Here is a 20954-nt window from a genome sequence, read left to right on the forward strand (position 1 = left end):
GGGTCGTCCCGTAGCGTACGCTTCGATGGTCTGGGCCGGGAGGAGGAGGATGCGCACCGCGATCGTGGGCGCCGTGCTCCTCGTGCTCGGCGCGATCGCCGTGGCCACCGGTCTGCTGCCGGTGCCGGAGGCGATCGAGCTGTGGGACCGTGTCTGGCCCATCCTGCTCTTCGTCGTCGCCATCACCGTGGTGACCGAGCTCGCCGCCGAGGCGGGTGTCTTCACCGTGCTCGCACAGCAGACCGCGCGCTGGGGCCGCGGGCGCGCCTGGGTGCTGTGGCTCCTCGTCGTCGTCGTCGCGGCGCTGAGCACCGTCTTCCTGTCGCTCGACACGACCGCGGTGCTGCTCACGCCGGTCGTGATCGTGATGGCGCGGCACGCCGGGCTGAACCCGCTGCCGTTCGCGCTGACCACCGTGTGGATGGCGAACGCCGGCTCGCTGCTGCTGCCCGTGTCCAACCTGACCAACCTGCTCGCGCAGCACTCCATGGGCGACCCGTCGCCGGCGGCGTTCGCCGCGCTCATGTGGGCGCCGGCGCTGGTGGCGATGATAGTGCCGATGATCGTGGTGTTCGTCATCGCGCGGCGTTCGCTCCTCGTCCGCTACGAGACCGGGGAGGAGGACGGCATCGAGGACCGGGTGCTGTTCTGGGTCTCCGGAGCGGTCGTGGTGGCGCTGGTCCCGCTGCTGGTCTCGGGATTGCCGGTGTGGCTGCCGACGACGATCGCCGCGGTGGTGCTCGTGGTCCTGTTCCTGGTGCGCCGCCGCGGGGTCGTGCGGTTCGGGCTGCTGCCCTGGCAGCTGGTGCTGCTCGCCTCCGGACTGTTCCTGTTCATCGAGGCGCTGCACGCGGCCGGGCTCGGGACGCTGATGGCGACGGTCTCCGGCACGGGGGAGTCGCCGCTGGCCCTGCTGCGCCTGTCGCTTACCGGGCTGGTCGGGGCGAACGCGATCGACAACCTCCCGGCCTACCTCGCGCTGGAACCGGTCGCCGAGAGCCCGGCCCGGCTGGCCGCCCTGCTCATCGGCGTGAACGCCGGTCCGCTCATCACGCCGTGGGCGTCGCTCGCGACCCTGCTGTGGCACCAGCGGCTGACGTCGTTCGACGTCGAGATCCGCTGGTCCCGCTACATGCTCCTGGGCCTCATCGTCGCCCCCGTCACCGTGGTCCTCGCCACCCTGGCCCTCTCCGCCACCCTCTGACCCTCCGCCCCGTCGAGTACACGAAGAGTGCACGCTCGCACGGCGCGTCGCGTGCACTCTTCGTGTACTCGATGGAGGGGGCTATTCGGCGGGGAGGAGCTGGGCGGCGTTGATCACGCGGCGGCGGGCGACGGCGATCAGGGCGAGGGCGAAGCCGAGGGCCGCCCACAGGAGCAGGCCTCCGAGGCCGCGCCAGGCGTCCGCGGAGCCGTCGATCGCGCCCTGCATGGCGGCGATGGCGGGAGCCGTCGGCAGCCGCGGCAGCGCCGCGTCGAAGAAGTCGGGCGCGGTCGAGACGATGCCGGAGGCCAGCGTGATCACCACGACGAGCATCGACAGGAAGCGCCCGACCCCGCCGAGCAGGGCGACCAGCCCGTGGTTCACCGCAGCGAAGGCGACGCCGGTCGCGGCCGCCAGCGCGGTGAAGCCGAACCAGTGCCCGACATCGAGTCCGAGGGCGGGAGCCATCACCGCGGACACGAGGACGCCCTGCAGCACGCCGAGCACGGCGGCCGGCACGAACCCGTCGAGCGCGATCAGGCCGGCGGCCCGCGAGGTCAGCAGCGCGCGGCGGGAGAGCGCCTGCAGCACGAGGAACGTCGCCAGCGCGCCGAGCCACAGCGCGACGGAGGCGAAGAGCGGGATGCTGGAGCTGCCGAACGCGGTGGTGCCCGAGGCCTTCTGCGTGACGGGCTCGGCGGCCACCTTCGCGAGGCTGGTCCGCTCGCCGCTGTCGTACGACGGCAGCTGCTTCACCGCCGTGTGCAGGCCCGTGGCGAGGGACGACGCGCCGGAGGCGGACTGGTCGGCCCCCGAGGCGAGCGCCGGGATGCCGTCGCTCAGCTGCTGGACGCCGGTCGCGAGCTGCTGCGCGCCGTCCGCGGACTGCGAGGCTCCCGAGGCGAGCTGCTGGGCGCCGGAGGCGGACTGCGCGACGCCGCCGGAGAGCTGTGCGGCGCCCGCGGCCGACTGCCCGATGCCGCTCGAGAGCGCCGTCAGCCCGGTCGCGAGTCCCGCGTTGCCGCTCGCCACCGTGGAGGCGAGGCCGGACAGGCTCGGGCGCCCGCCCGGCCCGGGCTCCGTGATCCCGTTCTGCGTCTGCTTGATGCCCGCGCAGATGGGGTCCGCAGCAGTGTGGAGGGCGACGCAGTTGGTGTAGAGCTCGCCCAGCCCGGAGGCCGTCTGATCGACGCCCGTCGACACCCCGCCGGCCGCGGCGGCGAGCTGCTGCGCCTGCGAGGGGAGGGCAGCGGTCTTCTCGTTCAGCGTCTGCAGGCCGCCCGCGAGCGAGGTGGCGCCGCCGGAGAGCTGCTGGAGTCCGTCCGCGAGCCCGGACGTCCCGTCCGACAGCTGCGAGATGCCGCCCGCGAGGGATGATGCGCCGGTCGACAGCTGCGCGGCACCGTCCGCGAGCTGGTGCGTCCCGCTCGCGAGCTGCGTCAGTCCGCCGGCCAGCTGATCGGCGCCGGTGGCGGCCTTGCCCAGCTGCTCGCCGAGCGTGTTGAAGCCCACGTACACGTTCTCGATGTAGGTCGAGGTCAGCTGCTTGTTCAGCACCGACGTAGCGGTGGTGGTCACCGCCTGGCTGATCGCCGGGTCCACGAGCTTCGAGTCCTTGCTGGTGCGCACGTCGATGGTGGCCTGGGTCGCCTCCGACGCCTTCCCCGCGGTCGAGGTCGCCGCCTTCGAGAAGTTCTCCGGGATGGTCACGACCGAGACGTACTCGCCGCTCGCCATGCCCTTGTCGGCGTCCTTCTTATCCGTGAGCACCCAGGTGAAGTTGTCGTTCTTCGTGTCGAGCAGCCCCGCGGCCATCTGGCGCCCGAGCGGGACCGTCTGGCCGTTCAGCGTGACCGGCTGGTCGAGGTTGACCACGGCCGCCTTGACGTCGTGCAGGCGTTCGGTGGGGTTCCAGAGGGCCCAGACGAGCAGCCCGCCGATGACGAGCGGGACGAGCAGGATGCCGGCGATGGTGAGCCACGTCACTCGCTTGTCGGAGCGCATCCGCTCCAGCGAGAACAGCGACCCGGGACGGCGCAGGGGAGAGGTGGGCGTGGTCATCAGGCGTTCGTCTTCTCGAGGTGGGCGCCGTGCTCGGCGCGGTCGGTGTCGGTGAGGTCGGTGACGGGCGCCGCGGTGCGCGGCGCGCCGGAGAGGTCGACGGCGGTCGGCTCGGCCGTGTCGGGCAGCAGATCGTCGAGGCCGGACGGGTCGACGCAGCTCACGACGAGCGCGAACGGACGCTCGTCGACGCGCGCCCGGCTGAGCGCCGCGGTCAGCTCGGCGCGGAGGCGGCGGCGCTCGACCGGGTCGGTCACGGTGTCGACCCCGTCCAGGGCCAGAAGCTTCGGGCGGCTGTCGAGCGCGCGACGGACGTCCTCCACCGGGGTGTCGGAGTGATCGAGCCGCACGACCGAGGTGGCGGACCGGACTGCCGCCCCGCGCGTCGGCAGGACGAACCCGGCGACCTTCACGATGCCGCCGTCGACGTGCGTCCGTCCGGTGATCGCCATCAGCAGCGCGAGGGCCGCGGTGCGGTCGCCGCCGTGCACGACCAGCACCTCGCCGTCGCCGAGCCGGAACGACACGTCGCCGACCAGCGTGCGCGTGCGCGTCGCGACCGTCAGGCCCTCTGCGGCGGCGACATCGGTCGCGCCCGGCTCGGGCCAGTCGGCGAGCTGGAGCTCCTTCTGCAGGCCGTCGCCCTCGACGTCGAAGGACGGGAGGATGCGGTCGAGCCAGCGCGGCATCCACCAGGCCTTGTCGCCGAGCAGCTGCAGCACCGCCGGCACCAGCGTCATGCGGACGATGAACGCGTCCACGAACACGCCGACGGCGAGGCCGAGCGCGATCGGCTTGATGGACGCGTCGCCTTCCGGCACGAACGCGGCGAACACCGAGATCATGATGATCGCGGCGGCGGTCACGACCTTGGCCGAGCCGACGAAGCCGCTCTGGATGGCGCGGCGCGCGTTGCCGCCGTGCACGTAGTCCTCGCGGATGCGGCTGACCAGGAAGACCTCGTAGTCCATCGCCAGTCCGAACAGCACGCCCATCAGGATGATCGGCATGAACGAGATGATCGGCCCGGTCTTGTCGACGTGCAGCGCATCCGACAGCCAGCCCCACTCGAACACGGCCGTCACGGCGCCGAACGCCACGCCCACCGACAGCAGGTAGCCGAGTGCCGCCTTGATCGGCACCGCGATCGAGCGGAACACCATCGTGAGCAGGATGAGCGACAGCCCGACCACGAGAACGCCGAACGGCAGCAGGGCGCCGCCGAGCCGCGACGACACGTCGATCTGCGCGGCGGTGTTGCCGGTGACCTTGAGGTCGACGCCGTACTCGTCGAGGAAGTGCTGGTGCTTCGCGCGGATCTCGGCGACGAGGTCGGCGGTCTTGGGATCGTCCGGGCCGGTGGTCGGCACGACCTGCACGATCCCGGTGTCGGCGGTCGCGTTCGGGGTCGCCAGCGGCACCGAGGCGACGCCCGGCATGTCGGCGATCTCGTCGCCGATCTTCTTCATGAGACCGAGCGGGTCGGTGCTCTGGATGATGGACCCGGTCACGATCAGCGGCCCGTTGTAGCCGGGGCCGAAGTGCTCGGAGACGAGGTCGTACGCGACGCGTGCGGACGAGCTCTCGGGCTGCGAGCCGGCGTCGGGCAGAGCCAGCCGCAGCTGCAGCGCCGGGAGGGCGGCGATGCCGAGGCCGACGATGACGGCCACGACGGTGACGATCGGGAAGCGCGTGACGGCACGCACCCAGCCGCGGAAGAACCCGCGGGGGATCTCGGCGTTCGCCGCGTGCGCGAAGTCGGCGGCGGGAGCGGGCGTGGGCTCCGGAGAAGGCGTCTCCTCGCCTTCGGCCGCAGCCGCCGCGCGACGCTTCTCCTCGCGGGCCGCCTTGCGGCGACCAGGGGTGAGGCGGGCTCCGGCGAAGCCAAGCAGCGCCGGGGTGAGCGTCAGCGCGATGATGACGGCGACGGCCACAGCGGCCGACGCCGCGATGCCCATCGTGGTGAGGAAGGGGATGTTCGCGACGGCCAGACCGGCCAGCGCGATGATGACCGTGATGCCCGCGAACAGCACCGCCGACCCGGCGGTCGCGACGGCTCGCGCGGCGGACTCCTCCGGTGGTACCCCGGCCTTCAACTGCCCCTGATGTCTCGAGATGATGAACAGCGAGTAGTCGATCCCCACCGCGAGTCCGAGCATGAGCGCCAGCATCGGCGTGGTCGACGAGATCGACCCGAAGAGCGTCGCGATGAAGATCAGGCACATCGAGATGGCGACGCCGAGGATGGCCGTGAGCAGCGGCATCCCGGCAGCGAGGAACGAGCCGAACGTGACGATCAGCACGACGAGCGCGATCCCCACGCCGATCAGCTCGATCACCGACAGCGTCGGCAGGTTCTGTGAGAACAGCTGACCGCCGACGGCCGACTTCGAGCCGTCGGGGAGCTGCTTCGCGAGGTCGGCGCCGACCGCCTTGATGTCGTCCTTCGTCTCAGCCGTCACCGTGGTCATCTGACCCTTCAGCTGCACGGTGATGATCGCGGCGGAGCGGTCGTCGGACACGAGGTCCTTGACCTGGTCGGAGTACGGGGACGTGACGCCCGAGACGCCGTCGACGTCCTTCAGGTCGGTCACCGCGTCCTCGATCGGCTTCTTCACGTCGCTGTCGTCGACGGTGTGCCCGTCGGGAGCGACCACCACGATCTGCGCGGTGGTGCCGCTGACCTGCGGGAACGTGCGGCTCAGCGTGTCGAGCGCTTCTTGCGATTCGGTGCCCGGGATGCTGAAGCTGTTGTCCGTACCCTGGTTGAGGAGCAGGGCGCCGCCGCCGAGGAGGGCGAGGAGGCCGATCCAGAGGATCAGGACCAGCTTGCGGGCGCGGTAGGCCCACCGGCCGACCGAGTACAGGAGCGAGGACACGGGTTCTCCAGTGGGTGAGTACCGAAAGCGACGTAGAACAGTTCGATACACCGTTGTATCCGTACAGAACCGTATCGGATACACTGCTGTATCGAAAGTTGGATTCAGGAAGGTTTCAGCTTGAACAGCACGACTCTCACCGACGACGCCCCCGCCGAGTCCGGCCGGCGCCGGCGCACACGGGCGCGCCTGCTCGACGCGGCCTTCGAGGTCTTCGCCGACCAGGGGGTCAGCGCGGCAAGCGTCGAGACGATCGTGGAGGCGGCCGGATTCACGCGAGGCGCGTTCTACTCCAACTTCTCCACCAAGGAGGAGCTGTTCCTGGCGCTCATCGAGCGTGAGATGGGGATGCGGCTGGAGCAGCTGAACGCGGGCGTCGAGCAGTTCCTCACCCCGCTCGTCGGCGAGCAGGGTGCTGGGCTCGATGACGAGGACGTGCTGGCGACGATCACGCGCATCCTGGAGCTGCAGTCCGACGATCGCCGCTGGTGGCTCGTGCAGGCCGAGTTCCAGCTGATGGCGCTGCGCGACCACTCCATCGCGGCCGACTACCTGCGCTACTACGACGAGTTCTTCGCCGAGCTGACCCAGATCGTCGTGCAGGCGCTCGCGAGCGCCGGACGCCGGTTCACCATCGAGCCCGCGGAGGCCGTGCGGGTGATCGCCGAGCTGTGCGCCAACGGCGAGGCGCGGGCGGTGCTCGCCGACGACCAGCGCACCTTCCCCGAGCGGTTGTCGGAATCCGTGCCCGCCATCCTGCTGGCCCTCACCGAGCGCGTGTGATCCGGCGCGTTTGAGCGTTCCCCAAGCCGGGCGGTCTAGTGTCGACGGATGCGACCCGAAGCATCCCGAGACACCCGCGCGCCGCGCGCCTCCCGTGTGCTCCGCGCCGTCGCCGTGCTGGCCGCCGCGTCCGCCGCCCTCCTCCTGAGCGGCTGCTCCGGCGCGCCCTCGAGCGCGGGTGCACCGCGGCCGGCGGCCACGTCCGTCCCCGCGCCCACCCAGACGCCCGATCCTTTCCCGAAGGAACCGCTCACCGCGTCCACCCGGTACGTCGCGGTCGGCGACTCGTACGCCGCCGGCATGGGCGGGGGAGCAGAGCAGGGCAAGTGCCGGCTCAGCCCGAACGGCTACCCGTCGGCGTTCGCCCGCAAGGCGGCCGTCGACCTCGTCGTGAACGCCGCCTGCGCCGGAGCCACCACCTCCGACCTCCTCAAGCACCAGTTGATCGCCCTCGACGAGCGCACCGACCTGGTCACCGTGAGCATCGGCGGCAACGACCTCGGCGTCGCCGAGATCGCCGGGAGCTGCGCCGCAGGCAAAGCGGCCGCCTGCCGGAACCAGGTCACCGCGGCCCTCTCGCTGCTGAACGTGCTGCCCGACCGGCTGGATACGGTCTACAGCGCCATCGCTCAGGCTGCCCCGAATGCCCGCATCGTCGTGACCGGCTACACGCTGCTCTACGACGCGTCCGATCCCTCGGCCCCCGACTTCCAGACCGCCGCGGCCATCAACGCGGCGACCATCGGCCTCAACGAGGTCATCCGCCAGGCGGTCGACCAGCAGCGCGCCGACGGCAAGCCCCTGACGTACCTCCCGGTCGACTTCACCGGGCACGCCATCGGCGACAGGACGCCGTGGCTGAACACCTCGGGGGCTGACGTCTTCCATCCCACCGCCGCGGGCTACGCGGAGTACGCGAGCCGGCTCATCCAGCTGCTCGGCAAGGCGCAGTAGGGGCGCTGGTACCCTGTCTGGTGTCTCACGCCGAGAGCCATACAGGGAGTTGACCGACCATCACCGCGACGCCAGAACCGACGACCTACGACCTGATCATCGTCTCCAACCGCCTCCCGGTCGACCGGGTGGTGGACGACGACGGCAACGCGGACTGGCGGCCGTCGCCGGGCGGCCTGGTCGCGGCGTTGGAGCCGGTCATGCGGTCGCAGGACGGCGTGTGGATCGGCTGGGCCGGCGTCTCCGACGAGGAGATCGAGCCGTTCGAGGCGGGCGGGATCAACATCCTGCCGGTGCCGCTCAGCGAGCAGGAGCTGCAGGAGTACTACGAGGGCTTCTCCAACGACACGCTGTGGCCGCTCTACCATGACGTCATCGCGCAGCCGTCGTACCACCGGGAGTGGTGGGAGAGCTACGTCAAGGTGAACCGCCGCTTCGCCGAGGCCGCCGCCTCGGTCGCCGCGAAGGGCGCCGTGGTGTGGGTGCACGACTACCAGCTGCAGCTGGTCCCCGCGATGCTCCGGGAGCTGCGCCAAGATCTCGTCATCGGGTTCTTCAACCACATCCCGTTCCCGCCGTACGGCATCTACTCGCAGCTGCCCTGGCGGCGGCAGATCATCGACGGTCTGCTCGGCGCCGACGTCATCGGATTCCAGCGGGTCGCGGACGCGGGCAACTTCTCCCGCGCCGTCCGGCGGCTCAAGGGGTACGAGACGCGCGGCCCGATCATCGAGGTGCCGATCGACACGGACGACCCGGAGGCCGGGTCCCACCGCCACGTCACGACCGACCGTCGCGGCGGCCTGGTGCGCACGGTGCTCGCGCGGGCGTTCCCCATCTCGATCGACGCCGACCAGTACCAAGACCTGGCTCGTCGCCCGGAGATCCAGGCGCGCGCCCGCGAGATCCGCGAGGAGCTGGGCAATCCCGAGAAGATCATGCTCGGCGTCGACCGGCTCGACTACACGAAGGGCATCGGCCACCGGTTGAAGGCGTTCGGTGAGCTCCTGGCGGAGGGCCGGGTGAAGGCCGAGGATGTCACGCTCGTCCAGGTCGCGAGCCCGAGCCGGGAGCGCGTTGAGACCTACCGCCAGCTGCGCGACGAGATCGAGCTGACCGTCGGCCGGATCAACGGCGACTACTCCACGCTGGGCCACACGGCGGTCGCGTATCTCCACCACGGGTACCCGCGCGAGGAGATGGTGGCGCTGTATCTGGCCGCCGACGTCATGCTGGTCACGGCCCTCCGCGACGGCATGAACCTCGTCGCGAAGGAGTACGTCGCCACCCGCGTGGACGAGGACGGTGTGCTGGTCCTGAGCGAGTTCGCCGGCGCCTCCGACGAGCTGCGGCAGGCGCTGCTGATCAACCCGCACGACATCGAAGGCCTCAAGGACACCGTCATGCAGGCGCTCGCGATGCCGAAGCGCGACCGCACCCGGCGCATGCGCGCCCTGCGCAAGAAGGTGCTCACCAACGACGTCGCCCGCTGGTCCGCCTCCTTCCTCGACGCTCTCACCCGCAGCGCGCACGGCGACCACCCGCTCCAGGACCCGCCGGTCAACCGGCGCTGAGCCCATCCACTGTTCGCTCCTCCCCGTCTGAAAGCCGCATGACCGACACCGCCTCGCACCTCCCTCCCGCCTCCGCCGTCGCCCTCGCCACCGCACTGCAGAAGCTGGCGACGACCGACCGCCTGCTTCTGGCGCTCGACTTCGACGGGACGCTCGCGCCCTTCGTCGACGTCCCCCGCGGCGCCCGCGCTCTGCCCGAGTCCAAGGCCGCGCTCGACCGGCTCGAGCACCTGCCGAACACGTGGGTCGCCTACGTGTCGGGGCGTCCGCTGTCGAGCCTGGAGGTCGTGACGGAGGCCGATGCGGATGCGCTGCTCATCGGCTCGCACGGGGTCGAGATCCGCTTCGGGCGCGACGGGGTGTCGCTCGACCTCTCGCCCACCGAGCAGGAGACGCTGGAACGGCTGGGCGACGTGCTCGGCGCCCTGGTGGACGACATGCCGGGCGCGAAGCTGGAGACGAAGCCCGTCGGGTACGGCGTGCACTACCGGCTCGTCGAGGGCGACCGCGACGCCGAGGTCGTCGCCCGGGCGCGCGAGGCGGCCGCGACCGTGAGCGACGCGCTCACCATCCGCTACGGCAAGGACATCATCGAGTTCTCGATCCGCGAGGCGCACAAGGGCGACGGGGTCGAGCGGCTGCGTGAGTACACGAAGGCGACCGCCGTGCTGTTCGCGGGCGACGACGTGACCGACGAGGACGGCTTCTCGGTGCTCCGTCCCGCCGATGGCGACGTCGGCATCAAGGTCGGGAGGGGCGAGACGGCGGCGCAGTACCGGGTCGCCGACGAGCGCGCGATCGCGACGCTGCTGACCCTGCTGGCCCAGGCGCGCGAAGCCCACCTGAAGTCGTCCACAGACTGACCCGACCGCGGGTTCTCCACCGTTCTGGACACATGGTCGGAGGGGCATTCGAGACGTCCTAGAGTTGTTCCATGCCAGAAGTCGATTGGAAACCGCGTTCGCGCGTCGTCACGGACGGGATCGAAGCCACCACCAGCCGCGGGATGCTCCGCGCCGTCGGCATGGGCGATGAAGACTGGGAGAAGCCGCAGATCGGCATCGCCTCGTCCTGGAACGAGATCACGCCCTGCAACCTCTCGCTCGACCGTCTCGCGCAGGGCGCGAAAGAGGGCGTGCACGCGGGTGGCGGCTATCCGCTCCAGTTCGGCACCATCTCGGTCTCCGACGGCATCTCCATGGGCCACGAGGGCATGCACTTCTCGCTGGTGTCGCGCGAGGTCATCGCCGACTCGGTCGAGACGGTGATGATGGCCGAACGGCTCGACGGCACCGTCCTGCTCGCGGGCTGCGACAAGTCGCTCCCCGGCATGCTCATGGCGGCCGCGCGACTCGACCTCTCGGCGGTCTTCCTCTACGCCGGGTCGATCGCGCCGGGCTGGGTGAAGCTCTCCGACGGCACCGAGAAGGACGTCACGATCATCGACTCCTTCGAGGCGGTCGGCGCGTGCAAGGCCGGCAAGATGAGCGAAGAAGACCTGAAGCGCATCGAATGCGCCATCGCTCCGGGCGAGGGCGCCTGCGGCGGCATGTACACCGCCAACACCATGGCGTCCGTGGCCGAAGCGCTCGGCATGAGCCTCCCGGGCTCGGCCGCGCCGCCCTCGGCGGACCGCCGCCGCGACTACTACGCGCACCGCTCCGGCGAGGCCGTGGTCAACCTGCTCAAGAAGGGCATCACGGCCCGCGACATCATGACCAAGGAGGCGTTCGAGAACGCCATCGCCGTGGTCATGGCGTTCGGCGGCTCCACCAACGCGGTGCTGCACCTGCTCGCCATCGCGCACGAGGCCGAGGTCGACCTCACGATCGACGACTTCAACCGCATCGGCGACAAGGTGCCGCACATCGGCGACCTCAAGCCGTTCGGAAAGTACGTGATGAACGACGTCGACCGCCACGGCGGCGTGCCGGTCGTCATGAAGGCGCTGCTCGACGCGGGCCTGCTGCACGGCGACTGCCTCACCGTGACCGGCAAGACGGTCGCCGAGAACCTGGCCGAGATCAACCCGCCGGCTCCGGACGGCGAGGTCATGCGGTCGCTCGACAACCCCATCCACCCCACCGGCGGCATCACCATCCTCAAGGGTTCGATGGCCCCCGAGGGCGCCGTGGTCAAGACGGCCGGCTTCGACGCCACCGTCTTCGAGGGCCCGGCGCGGGTCTTCGAGCGCGAGCGCGCTGCGATGGACGCGCTGACCGAGGGCACCATCAAGGCCGGCGACGTGGTCGTCATCCGCTACGAGGGCCCCAAGGGCGGCCCGGGCATGCGCGAGATGCTGGCGATCACCGCCGCCATCAAGGGCGCGGGCCTCGGCAAGGATGTACTACTATTGACGGACGGACGATTCTCAGGCGGCACAACCGGCCTGTGCATCGGCCACATAGCACCCGAAGCGGTGGACGCAGGTCCCATCGCCTTCGTGCGCGATGGTGATCTGATACGGGTCGATATCGCGGCTCGCTCCCTCGACCTACTTGTCGACGAGTCCGAGCTGACCGCCCGCCGTGAAGGCTGGGCGCCTCTTCCTCCGCGCTATACCCGTGGCGTTCTCGCGAAGTTCTCCAAGCTCGTGCGCTCCGCAGCTGAAGGAGCCGTCACCGGCTGAGGCATAGCTCCGCACCGAAAACCATCTTCGTACGTAAGGGACTGATAAAGGCATGTCCACGGATGCAACCCCCAGCACTGTGTTGCCGTCCGCGGCGCCGGGCACGGCGTCGCCCGAGAATCTGACCGGCTCACAGGCGGTCGTCCGCACCCTCGAGCTCCTGGGCGTCACCGACGTCTTCGGGCTGCCGGGCGGTGCCATCCTGCCGATCTACGACGCCATCATGGACTCGACCAGGATCCGGCACATCCTGGTGCGCCACGAGCAGGGAGGCGGTCACGCGGCCGAGGGCTACGCGGTCGCCTCGAACCGGGTCGGCGTCGCCATGGCGACCTCCGGACCGGGCGCGACCAACCTCGTCACCGCCGTCATGGACGCGCACATGGACTCCGTCCCCGTCGTGTTCATCACCGGCCAGGTGTTCTCCACGCTGATGGGTACGGATGCGTTCCAGGAAGCCGACATCGTCGGCATCACGATGCCGATCACCAAGCACTCCTTCCTCGTGAAGAGCGTGGAGGAGATCCCGGCGACCATCGCGGCGGCGTACCACATCGCCGGCACCGGCCGCCCGGGTCCGGTGCTCGTCGACATCACCAAGGACGCGCAGCAGAACACCGCGCCCTTCGTCTGGCCGCCCAAGGTCGACCTGCCGGGCTACCGGCCGATCACGAAGGCGCACGGTAAGCAGGTGCTGGCAGCGGCCCAGCTGCTCGTCGAGGCCAAGAAGCCGGTGCTCTACGTCGGCGGCGGTGTCATCCGCGCCAAGGCGTCGCAGGAGCTCCTGGAGTTGGCGGAGGCCACCGGCGCGCCGGTCGTGACGACGCTCACGGCGCGCGGCGCCTTCCCCGACACGCACAAGCAGCACCTCGGCATGCCCGGCATGCACGGCACGGTGCCCGCGGTGCTGTCGCTGCAGGAGTCGGACCTCATCGTGTCGCTCGGCGCGCGGTTCGACGACCGCGTCACGGGCAACACCTCGCTGTTTGCACCCAACGCGAAGATCGTGCACGTCGACGTCGACCCGGCCGAGATCTCCAAGATCCGGATGGCCGACGTCCCCATCGTCGGCGATGCCAAGGACGTCATCGTCGATCTGACCGCGGCGTTCCAGGAGGCCTCGCGGGCCCAGAAGCCCGACATCATCGAGTGGTGGACGTACCTGAACGGGCTCCGCGAGGAGTTCCCGCTCGGCTACACGCCCACCAGCGATGGGCTGCTCGCGCCGCAGTACGTCATCCAGCGGATCGGCGAGCTGACCGGGCCGGAGGGCGTCTACACCGCCGGCGTCGGCCAGCACCAGATGTGGGCCGCGCAGTTCATCAAGTACGAGCGCCCCAACTCGTGGCTGAACTCCGGCGGCGCGGGCACCATGGGCTACTCGGTGCCGGCGGCGATGGGCGCGAAGGTCGCCCAGCCCGACCGCACGGTGTGGGCGATCGACGGCGACGGCTGCTTCCAGATGACCAATCAGGAGCTCGCCACCTGCACGATCAACGACATCCCGATCAAGGTCGCGATCATCAACAACTCGTCGCTCGGCATGGTGCGGCAGTGGCAGACCCTCTTCTACGACGGCCGCTACTCCAACACCGACCTGAACACGGGCCACGACACCGTCCGCGTCCCCGACTTCGTGAAGCTGGCCGAGGCGTACGGCGCCCTCGGCATCCGCGTCACGAAGGAAGAAGAGGTGGATGCCGCGATCAAGCTCGCGCTCGAGACCAACGACCGCCCGGTCGTCATCGACTTCGTCGTGAGCGCGGACGCCATGGTGTGGCCGATGGTGCCGCAGGGCGTCAGCAACAGCTACGTCCAGTACGCCCGCGACCACAGCCCGTCGTTCGGAGGGGAGTGACCATGAGCACGCACGTTCTGAGCCTCCTCGTCGAGGACAAGCCAGGTCTGCTGACCCGCGTCGCCGGGCTGTTCGCCCGCCGCGGCTTCAACATCCACTCGCTCGCGGTGGGCACGAGCGAGGTCGACGGCCTCTCGCGCATCACCGTGGTGGTCGACGTCGAAGACCTGCCGCTCGAGCAGGTGACGAAGCAGCTCAACAAGCTGATCAACGTCATCAAGATCGTCGAGCTCGACCCCGCGCAGTCGGTGCAGCGCGAGCACCTGCTCATCAAGGTGCGGGTGGACAACTCCACCCGCTCGCAGGTGCTCGAAGCGGTCAACCTCTTCCGCGCCCGCGTGGTCGACGTGGCCACCGACGCGCTCGTGATCGAGGTCACCGGCGACAGCGGCAAGACACAGGCGCTGCTCAAGGTGCTGGAGCCCTACGGGATCAAGGAGATGGCCCAGTCAGGCCTGCTCGCGATCGGCCGCGGCGGCAAGTCCATCACCGAGCGCGTTTTCAAGAACTAAGTTCGTCCGAACAAACCAGCAAGGAGAAGCCAAGTGGCTGAGATCTACTACGACAACGACGCGGACCTCTCGATCATCCAGGGCAAGAAGGTCGCCGTCATCGGCTACGGCTCGCAGGGCCACGCTCACGCGCAGAACCTGCGCGACTCGGGCGTCGAGGTCGTCATCGGCCTCAAGGAGGGCTCGAAGTCGAAGCCGAAGGCCGAGGAGGCGGGCTTCCGCGTCCTCAGCGCCGCCGACGCCGCCGCGTGGGCCGACGTCATCGTCATCCTCGCGCCGGACCAGGTGCAGCGCCACCTCTACGCGGAGGACATCCAGGGCAACCTGCAGGAGGGCAACGCCCTCGTCTTCGGACACGGCTTCAACATCCGCTTCGGCTACATCGAGGCGCCCGAGGGCGTCGACGTGATCATGGTCGCCCCGAAGGGCCCGGGCCACACGGTCCGCCGCGAGTACGAGGCCGGCCGTGGCGTCCCCGTCATCGTCGCCGTCGAGAAGGACGCGACCGGCAACGCCTGGCCGCTCGTCCTCTCCTACGCCAAGGGCATCGGCGGCCTCCGCGCCGGCGGCATCAAGACGACCTTCACCGAGGAGACCGAGACCGACCTGTTCGGCGAGCAGGCCGTCCTCTGCGGCGGCGTCTCGCAGCTCGTCCAGTACGGCTTCGAGACCCTGACCGAGGCCGGCTATCAGCCGCAGGTCGCCTACTTCGAGGTGCTGCACGAGCTCAAGCTCATCGTCGACCTCATGTGGGAGGGCGGCATCGCCAAGCAGCGCTGGTCGGTCTCCGACACGGCCGAGTACGGCGACTACGTCTCCGGCCCGCGCGTCATCGACCCGCACGTCAAGGAGAACATGAAGGCCGTGCTGTCCGACATCCAGGACGGCACCTTCGCCAAGCGCTTCATCGCCGACCAGGACGCGGGCGCGCCCGAGTTCCTGGCGCTCCGCGCGAAGGGCGAGCAGCACCCCATCGAGGCCACCGGCCGCGAGCTGCGCAAGCTCTTCGCCTGGAACGCCTCCAACGACGACGACTACGTCGACGGCGAGGTCGCTCGCTGAGCCTGACCCACACGGTCACCGCGCACTAGTCTCAAGGGTGCCGCACGCGATGCGTGCGGCACCCTTCCGCGTGTGAGGAGCAGGCCATGGGCGTCGCCGTCGAGATCGCGGTGCAGGATGCGACCGGCGTGCGTGTCGCCCTCGCCGAGGGCGCCGACCGCGTCGAGCTCTGCACGGCGCTGGGTCTGGGCGGCCTCACGCCATCCGCTGCACTCGTCGCGGCGGCCGTCGAGCAGGCGACACGCGACGAGCGGCCCGGCTTCGTGCACGTGCTCGTCCGTCCCCGTGGCGGCGGCTTCGTCTACGACGCCGCCGAGGTCGCGCTGACCGTCGCCGACATCCGCTTCGCCCGCGCGACGGGAGCAGCCGGCGTCGTGGTCGGTGCGCTCGACGAATCCGCCACCGTCGACGGCGAGGCGATGCGCCGGTTCGTGGACGCGGCGGAAGGACTCCCGGTGACCTTCCACCGGGCCTTCGACATCATCGGCGACCAGGCGACCGCGCTCGAGGAGCTGATCGCGCTCGGCGTCCACCGCGTGCTGACGTCAGGAGGCGCGAGCCGCACCATCGACGGCGTCGCGACGTTGAGGGCGCTGGCCCAGCGGGCCGGCGGGCGCATCCAATTGATGGCCGGCGGAGGCGTCCGCGTCGACGACATCCCGACGATCGCCTCCACCGGGGTGGATGCCGTCCACCTCTCCGCCCGCGACTCGGTGGTCGGAGGGCCCAGCGGCCCCGGCGGCGGGGAGGCGCGCTACGACATCACGGACGCGGCGACGGTCGCCGAGGCGGTCGCCGTCGCACGCCTCGCCCGTCTCGTGCGCTGACGCCCGCTACAGCGCGCACACCACGCACAGCGCGATGAGCACCACCTGCAGGATCGCGCGCGGCACCAGCGGCGTGGCGAACACCCCGAACCGCTCCGTCTTGCCCGCGGCGTAGGCGTTCGCCGGGAAGACCGCGACGAGGAACACGACCAGGCAGATCGCCGCCGCCACCCGCGTCGCCGGAATCAGCAGCCCGATGCCGCCCGCCAGCTCGCACACGCCCGTGAAGGCCACCAGAGCGCGCGGGGACACCACCCGCACAGCCGGCGGGATCATCGCGGCCATGCCGCGGGCGGGCCTCGGGACGAAGTGCAGCGTCCCCATCCCCACGAACACGAGCGCGAGCGCGATGCGCAGGACGAGTTGGACGATCTCGAACGGGGTCACCCGTCCATCCTCTCCCGGGCCGCCGCCCCTGCGCCCGTAACGCGGCGAAAAGCGCCCTTGACGCCCCGCTAGAGTTAAGCCGTTCGGCGCCCCACCGACCGTGGCGCATTTCATCCCAAGCCAGCCCTCGCACCACCGTAAGGATCTGCCACGTGACAAAGCCGGTCGTCCTGATCGCCGAAGAACTCTCGCCCGCCACCGTCGAAGCCCTGGGGCCCGACTTCGAGATCCGGAACGTGGACGGCACCGACCGCCCGGCGCTCCTGTCCGCCGTCGCCGACGCGGACGCCATCCTGGTCCGGTCCGCGACCAAGGTCGACGCCGAGGTGCTGGAGGCCGCGAAGCAGCTCAGGGTCATCGCCCGCGCCGGCGTCGGCCTCGACAACGTCGACATCAAGACCGCGACCAACGCGGGCGTCATGGTCGTCAACGCCCCTACCTCCAACATCATCTCGGCCGCCGAGCTGACCGTCGGCCACATCCTGAGCCTCGCCCGTCACATCCCGGCCGCGCACAGCGCGCTCGCGCAGGGGCAGTGGAAGCGGTCCAAGTACACCGGTGTCGAGCTGTACGAGAAGACGGTCGGCATCATCGGCCTCGGCCGCATCGGCGCCCTCATCACCGCGCGCCTGCAGGCCTTCGGCACGAACGTCATCGCCTACGACCCCTACGTCACGAGCGCCCGTGCGCAGCAGCTCGGCGTGCAGCTGGTGACCCTGGACGAGCTGCTGGCGCAGGCGGACTTCGTCACCATCCACATGCCGAAGACGCCGGAGACCACCGGCATGATCTCCGACGACCAGCTCGCGCAGATGAAGGACACCGCGTTCATCGTCAACGTCGCGCGCGGCGGTCTCATCGACGAGGACGCGCTGTACCGCGCCCTGACGACCGGCACCATCGCGGGCGCCGGCCTCGATGTGTTCGTGTCGGAGCCGCCGCAGGACTCGCCGCTCCTCGCGCTCGAGAACGTCGTCGTCACGCCCCACCTCGGTGCGTCGACCGATGAGGCGCAGGAGAAGGCGGGCGTCTCGGTCGCCCGCTCGGTGCGCCTGGCGCTCTCGGGCGAGCTGGTCCCGGACGCGGTCAACGTCGCGGGCGGCGTCATCGACCCGTACGTGCGGCCGGGTATCCCGCTGGTCGAGAAGCTGGGCCAGGTGTTCTCGGGACTCGCCGGCAGCCCGGTCACGAGCGTCGACGTGGAGGTGCGCGGCGAACTCGCCGACTTCGATGTCAGCGTGCTGAAGCTCGCGGCGCTGAAGGGCATCTTCACGAACATCGTCAGCGAGACCGTCTCCTATGTGAACGCGCCTCTGCTCGCCGAGCAGCGCGGCATCGAGGTGCGCCTCATCACGGACTCGGTCAGCGAGGAGTACCGCAACCTGATCACGCTGCGCGGCGCGCTGAGCGACGGCTCGCAGATCTCGGTCTCCGGCACGCTCACCGGTCCGAAGCAGATCGAGAAGATCGTCGGCATCAACGGCTACGACGTCGAGGTGCCGGTCGCCGAGCACCTGGTCGTCATGGTCTACGACGACCGCCCCGGCATCGTCGCGGTCTACGGCCGCGAGTTCGGCGAGGCGGCGATCAACATCGCCGGCATGCAGATCGCCCGTACCTCCGCCGGCGGCAAGGCGCTGAGCGTCCTCACCGTCGACTCGCGCGTGCCCGACGGACTGCTCGAGAAGGTGCGCCTCGCGATCGACGCCGACCTGGTGCAGGAGATCGACATCACGGAGTCCTGACCCCGGGGAAGATTTCTCTTCCGCGCTGTCGATTCGGGCGCTTGACTTGCGTCGTAGGGGTGTCGATATCCCTACGATCCGAGGAGACACCATGTCCGACGAGTACGTTCTGCTCATCCGCGAGCCGAACTGGAGCCCCGAGACGATGACGGCCGACGAGTGGCAGGCCGGCATGGCCGGTCACAAGGCGTTCCAGGACGCCGTGGCGGCCGCGGGCGAGCGCATCGTCGCCAGCAACGCGCTGCAGGAGGCCGGCCAGGCCACCCGCATCACGCCCGGCTCCGACGGAACGCCGGTCTTCACCAGCGGTCCGTTCGGCGAGACGAGCGAGGCGATCACCGGGTTCTACAGCTTCACGGCGTCCAGCCCGGAGCAGGCGCGCGAGCTCGCGTCCCTGTGCCCGACGCGCGGCTCGATCGAGCTGTACCCGGTGCTGGTGCTGGATGCGGTGCGCTGAGTGATGGCGGCCCCTGGCGGCGGCCGATGACGGCGGTTCCCGATGGCGGTTCCTCATGGCGGCCCGTGAGGGGCCCCGTGACGGCCGCCTCGTGACCACGGCCGCGGACGCCGGTCGCGCCGCGCTCGAACGGGCGTGGCGCGACGAGTCGCCGCGCATCCTGGGCGCCGTCGCACGCACCACGGGAGACCTCCTGCTCGCCGAGGACGCGGTGCAGGAGGCGTTCGCGCGCGCCGTCGCCGAGGCCGATCGCGGCCGCGTTCCCGCCAACCCCGCTGCCTGGGTGACCACGGTCGCGCGTCGCGTCGCACTGGACGCGCTGCGGCGCGAACAGACCGCGGTGCGCGCCGCCCCCGCCCTGGCGGCGGAGGCGGCGCTCGCGTCGGCCGCCGCTGCAACTATCGAGGAGGATTCCGTGTTCACCGGGGACGAGCGGCTGGAGCTCATCCTCGTCGTCGCGCATCCCGAGCTCGCACCGGAGGCGCGGGTCGAGCTGGCGCTCCGCTTCGTCTGCGGTGTGCCGACGGGCCGCATCGCCGACGTGTTCCTGGTGCCTGAGCCGACGATGGCGGCGCGGCTCACCCGGGCCAAGAAGCGCATCCACGACGCCCGGCTGCGGTTCGCGCTGGACGACCCGGCGGCGGTGGCCGCCCGGATGCCCGACGCCCTCACCACGATCTACCTGCTCTACACCGTCGGTCACCAGACGGTCGACGCGACCCTGCGCAGGGACGCGATCGAGCTCGCCCGTGACGCCCACCGCGTGTTCGCCGAGGCCGAGAGCGCCGGGCTGCTGGCGCTCCTGCTGCTGACCGAGGCGCGCCAGTCCACCCGGCTGACCGACGGGGACGAGTTCGCGACCCTCCGCGAGGCGGATCGGCGACGCTGGGATGCGGCGCTGATGGCCGAGGGCGAGGCGCTTGCGACGACGGCGCTGGCGGGAGGCGGCCGCTACGCCCTGCAGGCGGGCATCGCCGGCCTGCACGCGATCGCGCCGACGTGGGACGCGACCGACTGGCCCGCGATCGTGCGGTTGTACGACGGCCTGGTGCGACAGTGGCCGAGCCCGTCCGCCCGGCTGGGAAGGATCGTCGCGCTCGGCCACAGCCCGGATGCGGGGCCCGAGGTGGCGATGGCGGCGCTGGACGCCGATCCCGCGCTCTCGGTGGGCGTGCTGGAGACCGAGGCGCACGCCGCCCGCGCCGACCTGCTCCGGCTGGCGGGGCGCGGGACGGAGGCGGCGGAGGCCTATCGCGCGGCCATCCGGTCCGCGCGCGACGACCGCACGGCGCGATCGCTGGAGCGCCTGCTGGCCGAGGCGGGCTGAGGCGTTGCGGCATTCGTCACGAGTGGTCCCGATTCGGCACGAATGGCGCCCATTCGTGACGAATCGCGCGGTGGGAGGCGCTACCGCTCGGACGCGATGTCGCGCACGAGCGCGATCAGCTGGTCCACATCCGTCTCGTCGCGCAGCACGGTGTTCGCCGCGGGCAGCAGCGCGGCGTTGTAGTACATCCCGTCGCCGATCAGCATGACCATCCGTGCGGCCAGCGGATCGCCGACCGCCTCCTCCAGCGCGGCCAGCCAGACGCGCTGGGCGTCGGCGAGCGCGTCGCGGGCACGCGGGTCTGCGGCCTGGGCGAGCCGCGCGACCGCGACCACGGCGCGCTCGAACCGCGAGTCGGTGGGGATGGAGGTGCGCAGGAAGTAGTCGACCGGTCCCGCCTCGTCGGCGCGCATCCGCTCGACGTCGTCGGCCAACAGGCCGGCGAAGCGGTCGAGCACCCCGCCGACCAGCGCCTCCTTCGAGGCGAAGTGGTAGAGCAGGCCGCCCTTCGAGACGCCCGCGCGGGCCGCGACCGCGTCCAGGGTCGCGGCGCGCTCGCTCTGCTCCGCCAGCAGCTCCTCGAAGGCGTCGAGCACGCGATCGCGCGCGCTGCGGGAGGAGGCGGGGGAGGCGGACGGGTCGGACGGCATGACCACATGCTAGTCGGGCGGCTTGCTACTGTACCGTCCAGACGG

General features: G+C 70.6%; 17 protein-coding genes. 13 read left to right on the forward strand and 4 right to left on the reverse strand.

The features are described 5' to 3' along the window. The first annotated feature begins 25 nt into the window (after nucleotides 1-25). Nucleotides 26-1204 carry an SLC13 family permease gene (locus AB0P25_RS14980; protein ID WP_363808364.1) on the forward strand — a complete coding sequence of 393 codons (1179 nt, stop codon included), beginning with the start codon at nucleotides 26-28 and terminating at the stop codon, nucleotides 1202-1204. Between the two features lie 81 nt (nucleotides 1205-1285). Here AB0P25_RS14980 and AB0P25_RS14985 read toward each other — a convergent pair whose 3' ends face one another. Together AB0P25_RS14985 and AB0P25_RS14990 are read right to left on the reverse strand one after the other, a co-directional pair. Continuing rightward, nucleotides 1286-3265: a YhgE/Pip domain-containing protein gene (locus AB0P25_RS14985; RefSeq protein ID WP_363808365.1), complete on the reverse strand. Its 1980-nt coding sequence runs from the start codon at nucleotides 3263-3265 to the stop codon at nucleotides 1286-1288. Then, nucleotides 3265-6144 carry an MMPL family transporter gene (locus AB0P25_RS14990; RefSeq protein WP_363808366.1) on the reverse strand — a complete coding sequence of 960 codons (2880 nt, stop codon included), beginning with the start codon at nucleotides 6142-6144 and terminating at the stop codon, nucleotides 3265-3267. The genes AB0P25_RS14985 and AB0P25_RS14990 overlap by 1 nt, the downstream gene beginning before the upstream one ends. 120 nt (nucleotides 6145-6264) lie before the next feature. On the opposite strand from AB0P25_RS14990, the gene AB0P25_RS14995 reads away from it, so the two are divergent. From AB0P25_RS14995 to AB0P25_RS15035, 9 genes are all read left to right on the forward strand, one after another. Next, a complete protein-coding gene (locus AB0P25_RS14995) occupies nucleotides 6265-6927 on the forward strand; it encodes a helix-turn-helix domain-containing protein (protein ID WP_363808367.1) in 663 nt (220 codons plus the stop codon). Nucleotides 6928-6975: 48 nt separating this feature from the next. Then, a complete protein-coding gene (locus AB0P25_RS15000; RefSeq protein WP_363808368.1) occupies nucleotides 6976-7881 on the forward strand; it encodes an SGNH/GDSL hydrolase family protein in 906 nt (301 codons plus the stop codon). Between the two features lie 128 nt (nucleotides 7882-8009). Continuing rightward, nucleotides 8010-9455, forward strand: coding sequence for an alpha,alpha-trehalose-phosphate synthase (UDP-forming) (gene otsA, locus AB0P25_RS15005; RefSeq protein WP_363808369.1), 1446 nt, complete (start codon nucleotides 8010-8012; stop codon nucleotides 9453-9455). A 38-nt stretch (nucleotides 9456-9493) separates the two neighbouring features. Continuing rightward, nucleotides 9494-10318 carry a trehalose-phosphatase gene (gene otsB / locus AB0P25_RS15010; protein WP_363808370.1) on the forward strand — a complete coding sequence of 275 codons (825 nt, stop codon included), beginning with the start codon at nucleotides 9494-9496 and terminating at the stop codon, nucleotides 10316-10318. Between the two features lie 71 nt (nucleotides 10319-10389). After that, a complete protein-coding gene (gene ilvD, locus AB0P25_RS15015) occupies nucleotides 10390-12084 on the forward strand; it encodes a dihydroxy-acid dehydratase (protein ID WP_363808372.1) in 1695 nt (564 codons plus the stop codon). 52 nt (nucleotides 12085-12136) lie between these two features. Further along, nucleotides 12137-13942, forward strand: a complete 1806-nt coding sequence (locus tag AB0P25_RS15020; protein WP_363808373.1) for an acetolactate synthase large subunit — start codon at nucleotides 12137-12139, stop codon at nucleotides 13940-13942. Between the two features lie 2 nt (nucleotides 13943-13944). Continuing rightward, entirely contained in the window at nucleotides 13945-14454 is a 510-nt protein-coding gene (gene ilvN, locus AB0P25_RS15025; protein WP_064108653.1) for an acetolactate synthase small subunit, read from the forward strand. Between the two features lie 33 nt (nucleotides 14455-14487). Further along, complete coding sequence (gene ilvC, locus AB0P25_RS15030) at nucleotides 14488-15516, forward strand: ketol-acid reductoisomerase (protein ID WP_121260240.1); 1029 nt, start codon at nucleotides 14488-14490, stop codon at nucleotides 15514-15516. Between the two features lie 86 nt (nucleotides 15517-15602). Further along, the gene (locus AB0P25_RS15035) at nucleotides 15603-16343 is read left to right on the forward strand and encodes a copper homeostasis protein CutC (RefSeq protein WP_363808374.1); all 741 of its coding nucleotides are present in this window, start codon (nucleotides 15603-15605) and stop codon (nucleotides 16341-16343) included. A gap of 6 nt (nucleotides 16344-16349) precedes the next feature. On the opposite strand, the gene AB0P25_RS15040 is transcribed toward AB0P25_RS15035, so the two are convergent. Then, nucleotides 16350-16730 (reverse strand): DoxX family membrane protein, encoded by a 381-nt coding sequence (locus AB0P25_RS15040; RefSeq protein ID WP_363808375.1) that lies wholly within the window; start codon nucleotides 16728-16730, stop codon nucleotides 16350-16352. A 152-nt stretch (nucleotides 16731-16882) separates the two neighbouring features. Between AB0P25_RS15040 and serA the strand changes: the two genes are divergently transcribed. From serA to AB0P25_RS15055, 3 genes are all read left to right on the forward strand, one after another. After that, nucleotides 16883-18475, forward strand: a complete 1593-nt coding sequence (gene serA, locus AB0P25_RS15045; protein WP_363808376.1) for a phosphoglycerate dehydrogenase — start codon at nucleotides 16883-16885, stop codon at nucleotides 18473-18475. A 91-nt stretch (nucleotides 18476-18566) separates the two neighbouring features. After that, the gene (locus tag AB0P25_RS15050) at nucleotides 18567-18932 is read left to right on the forward strand and encodes a YciI family protein (protein WP_363808377.1); all 366 of its coding nucleotides are present in this window, start codon (nucleotides 18567-18569) and stop codon (nucleotides 18930-18932) included. A gap of 55 nt (nucleotides 18933-18987) precedes the next feature. Beyond that, nucleotides 18988-20259 carry a sigma-70 family RNA polymerase sigma factor gene (locus AB0P25_RS15055; protein WP_363808378.1) on the forward strand — a complete coding sequence of 424 codons (1272 nt, stop codon included), beginning with the start codon at nucleotides 18988-18990 and terminating at the stop codon, nucleotides 20257-20259. Between the two features lie 80 nt (nucleotides 20260-20339). On the opposite strand, the gene AB0P25_RS15060 is transcribed toward AB0P25_RS15055, so the two are convergent. Beyond that, nucleotides 20340-20909 (reverse strand): TetR/AcrR family transcriptional regulator, encoded by a 570-nt coding sequence (locus tag AB0P25_RS15060; RefSeq protein ID WP_363808379.1) that lies wholly within the window; start codon nucleotides 20907-20909, stop codon nucleotides 20340-20342. Nucleotides 20910-20954 lie beyond the last annotated feature (45 nt).

The organism is Leifsonia sp. NPDC077715, from assembly GCF_040686855.1.
GTDB lineage: Bacteria > Actinomycetota > Actinomycetes > Actinomycetales > Microbacteriaceae > Leifsonia.

Coding starts and splice junctions, on each gene's coding strand:
- AB0P25_RS14980 (WP_363808364.1), top strand. CDS start 26: ATGGTCTGGGCCGGGAGGAGGAGGATGCGCACCGCGATCGTGGGCGCC.
- AB0P25_RS14985 (WP_363808365.1), bottom strand. CDS start 3,265: ATGACCACGCCCACCTCTCCCCTGCGCCGTCCCGGGTCGCTGTTCTCG.
- AB0P25_RS15000 (WP_363808368.1), top strand. CDS start 6,976: ATGCGACCCGAAGCATCCCGAGACACCCGCGCGCCGCGCGCCTCCCGT.
- otsB (WP_363808370.1), top strand. CDS start 9,494: ATGACCGACACCGCCTCGCACCTCCCTCCCGCCTCCGCCGTCGCCCTC.
- ilvD (WP_363808372.1), top strand. CDS start 10,390: ATGCCAGAAGTCGATTGGAAACCGCGTTCGCGCGTCGTCACGGACGGG.
- AB0P25_RS15020 (WP_363808373.1), top strand. CDS start 12,137: ATGTCCACGGATGCAACCCCCAGCACTGTGTTGCCGTCCGCGGCGCCG.
- ilvN (WP_064108653.1), top strand. CDS start 13,945: ATGAGCACGCACGTTCTGAGCCTCCTCGTCGAGGACAAGCCAGGTCTG.
- AB0P25_RS15035 (WP_363808374.1), top strand. CDS start 15,603: ATGGGCGTCGCCGTCGAGATCGCGGTGCAGGATGCGACCGGCGTGCGT.
- AB0P25_RS15050 (WP_363808377.1), top strand. CDS start 18,567: ATGTCCGACGAGTACGTTCTGCTCATCCGCGAGCCGAACTGGAGCCCC.
- AB0P25_RS15055 (WP_363808378.1), top strand. CDS start 18,988: ATGGCGGCCCGTGAGGGGCCCCGTGACGGCCGCCTCGTGACCACGGCC.
- AB0P25_RS15060 (WP_363808379.1), bottom strand. CDS start 20,909: ATGCCGTCCGACCCGTCCGCCTCCCCCGCCTCCTCCCGCAGCGCGCGC.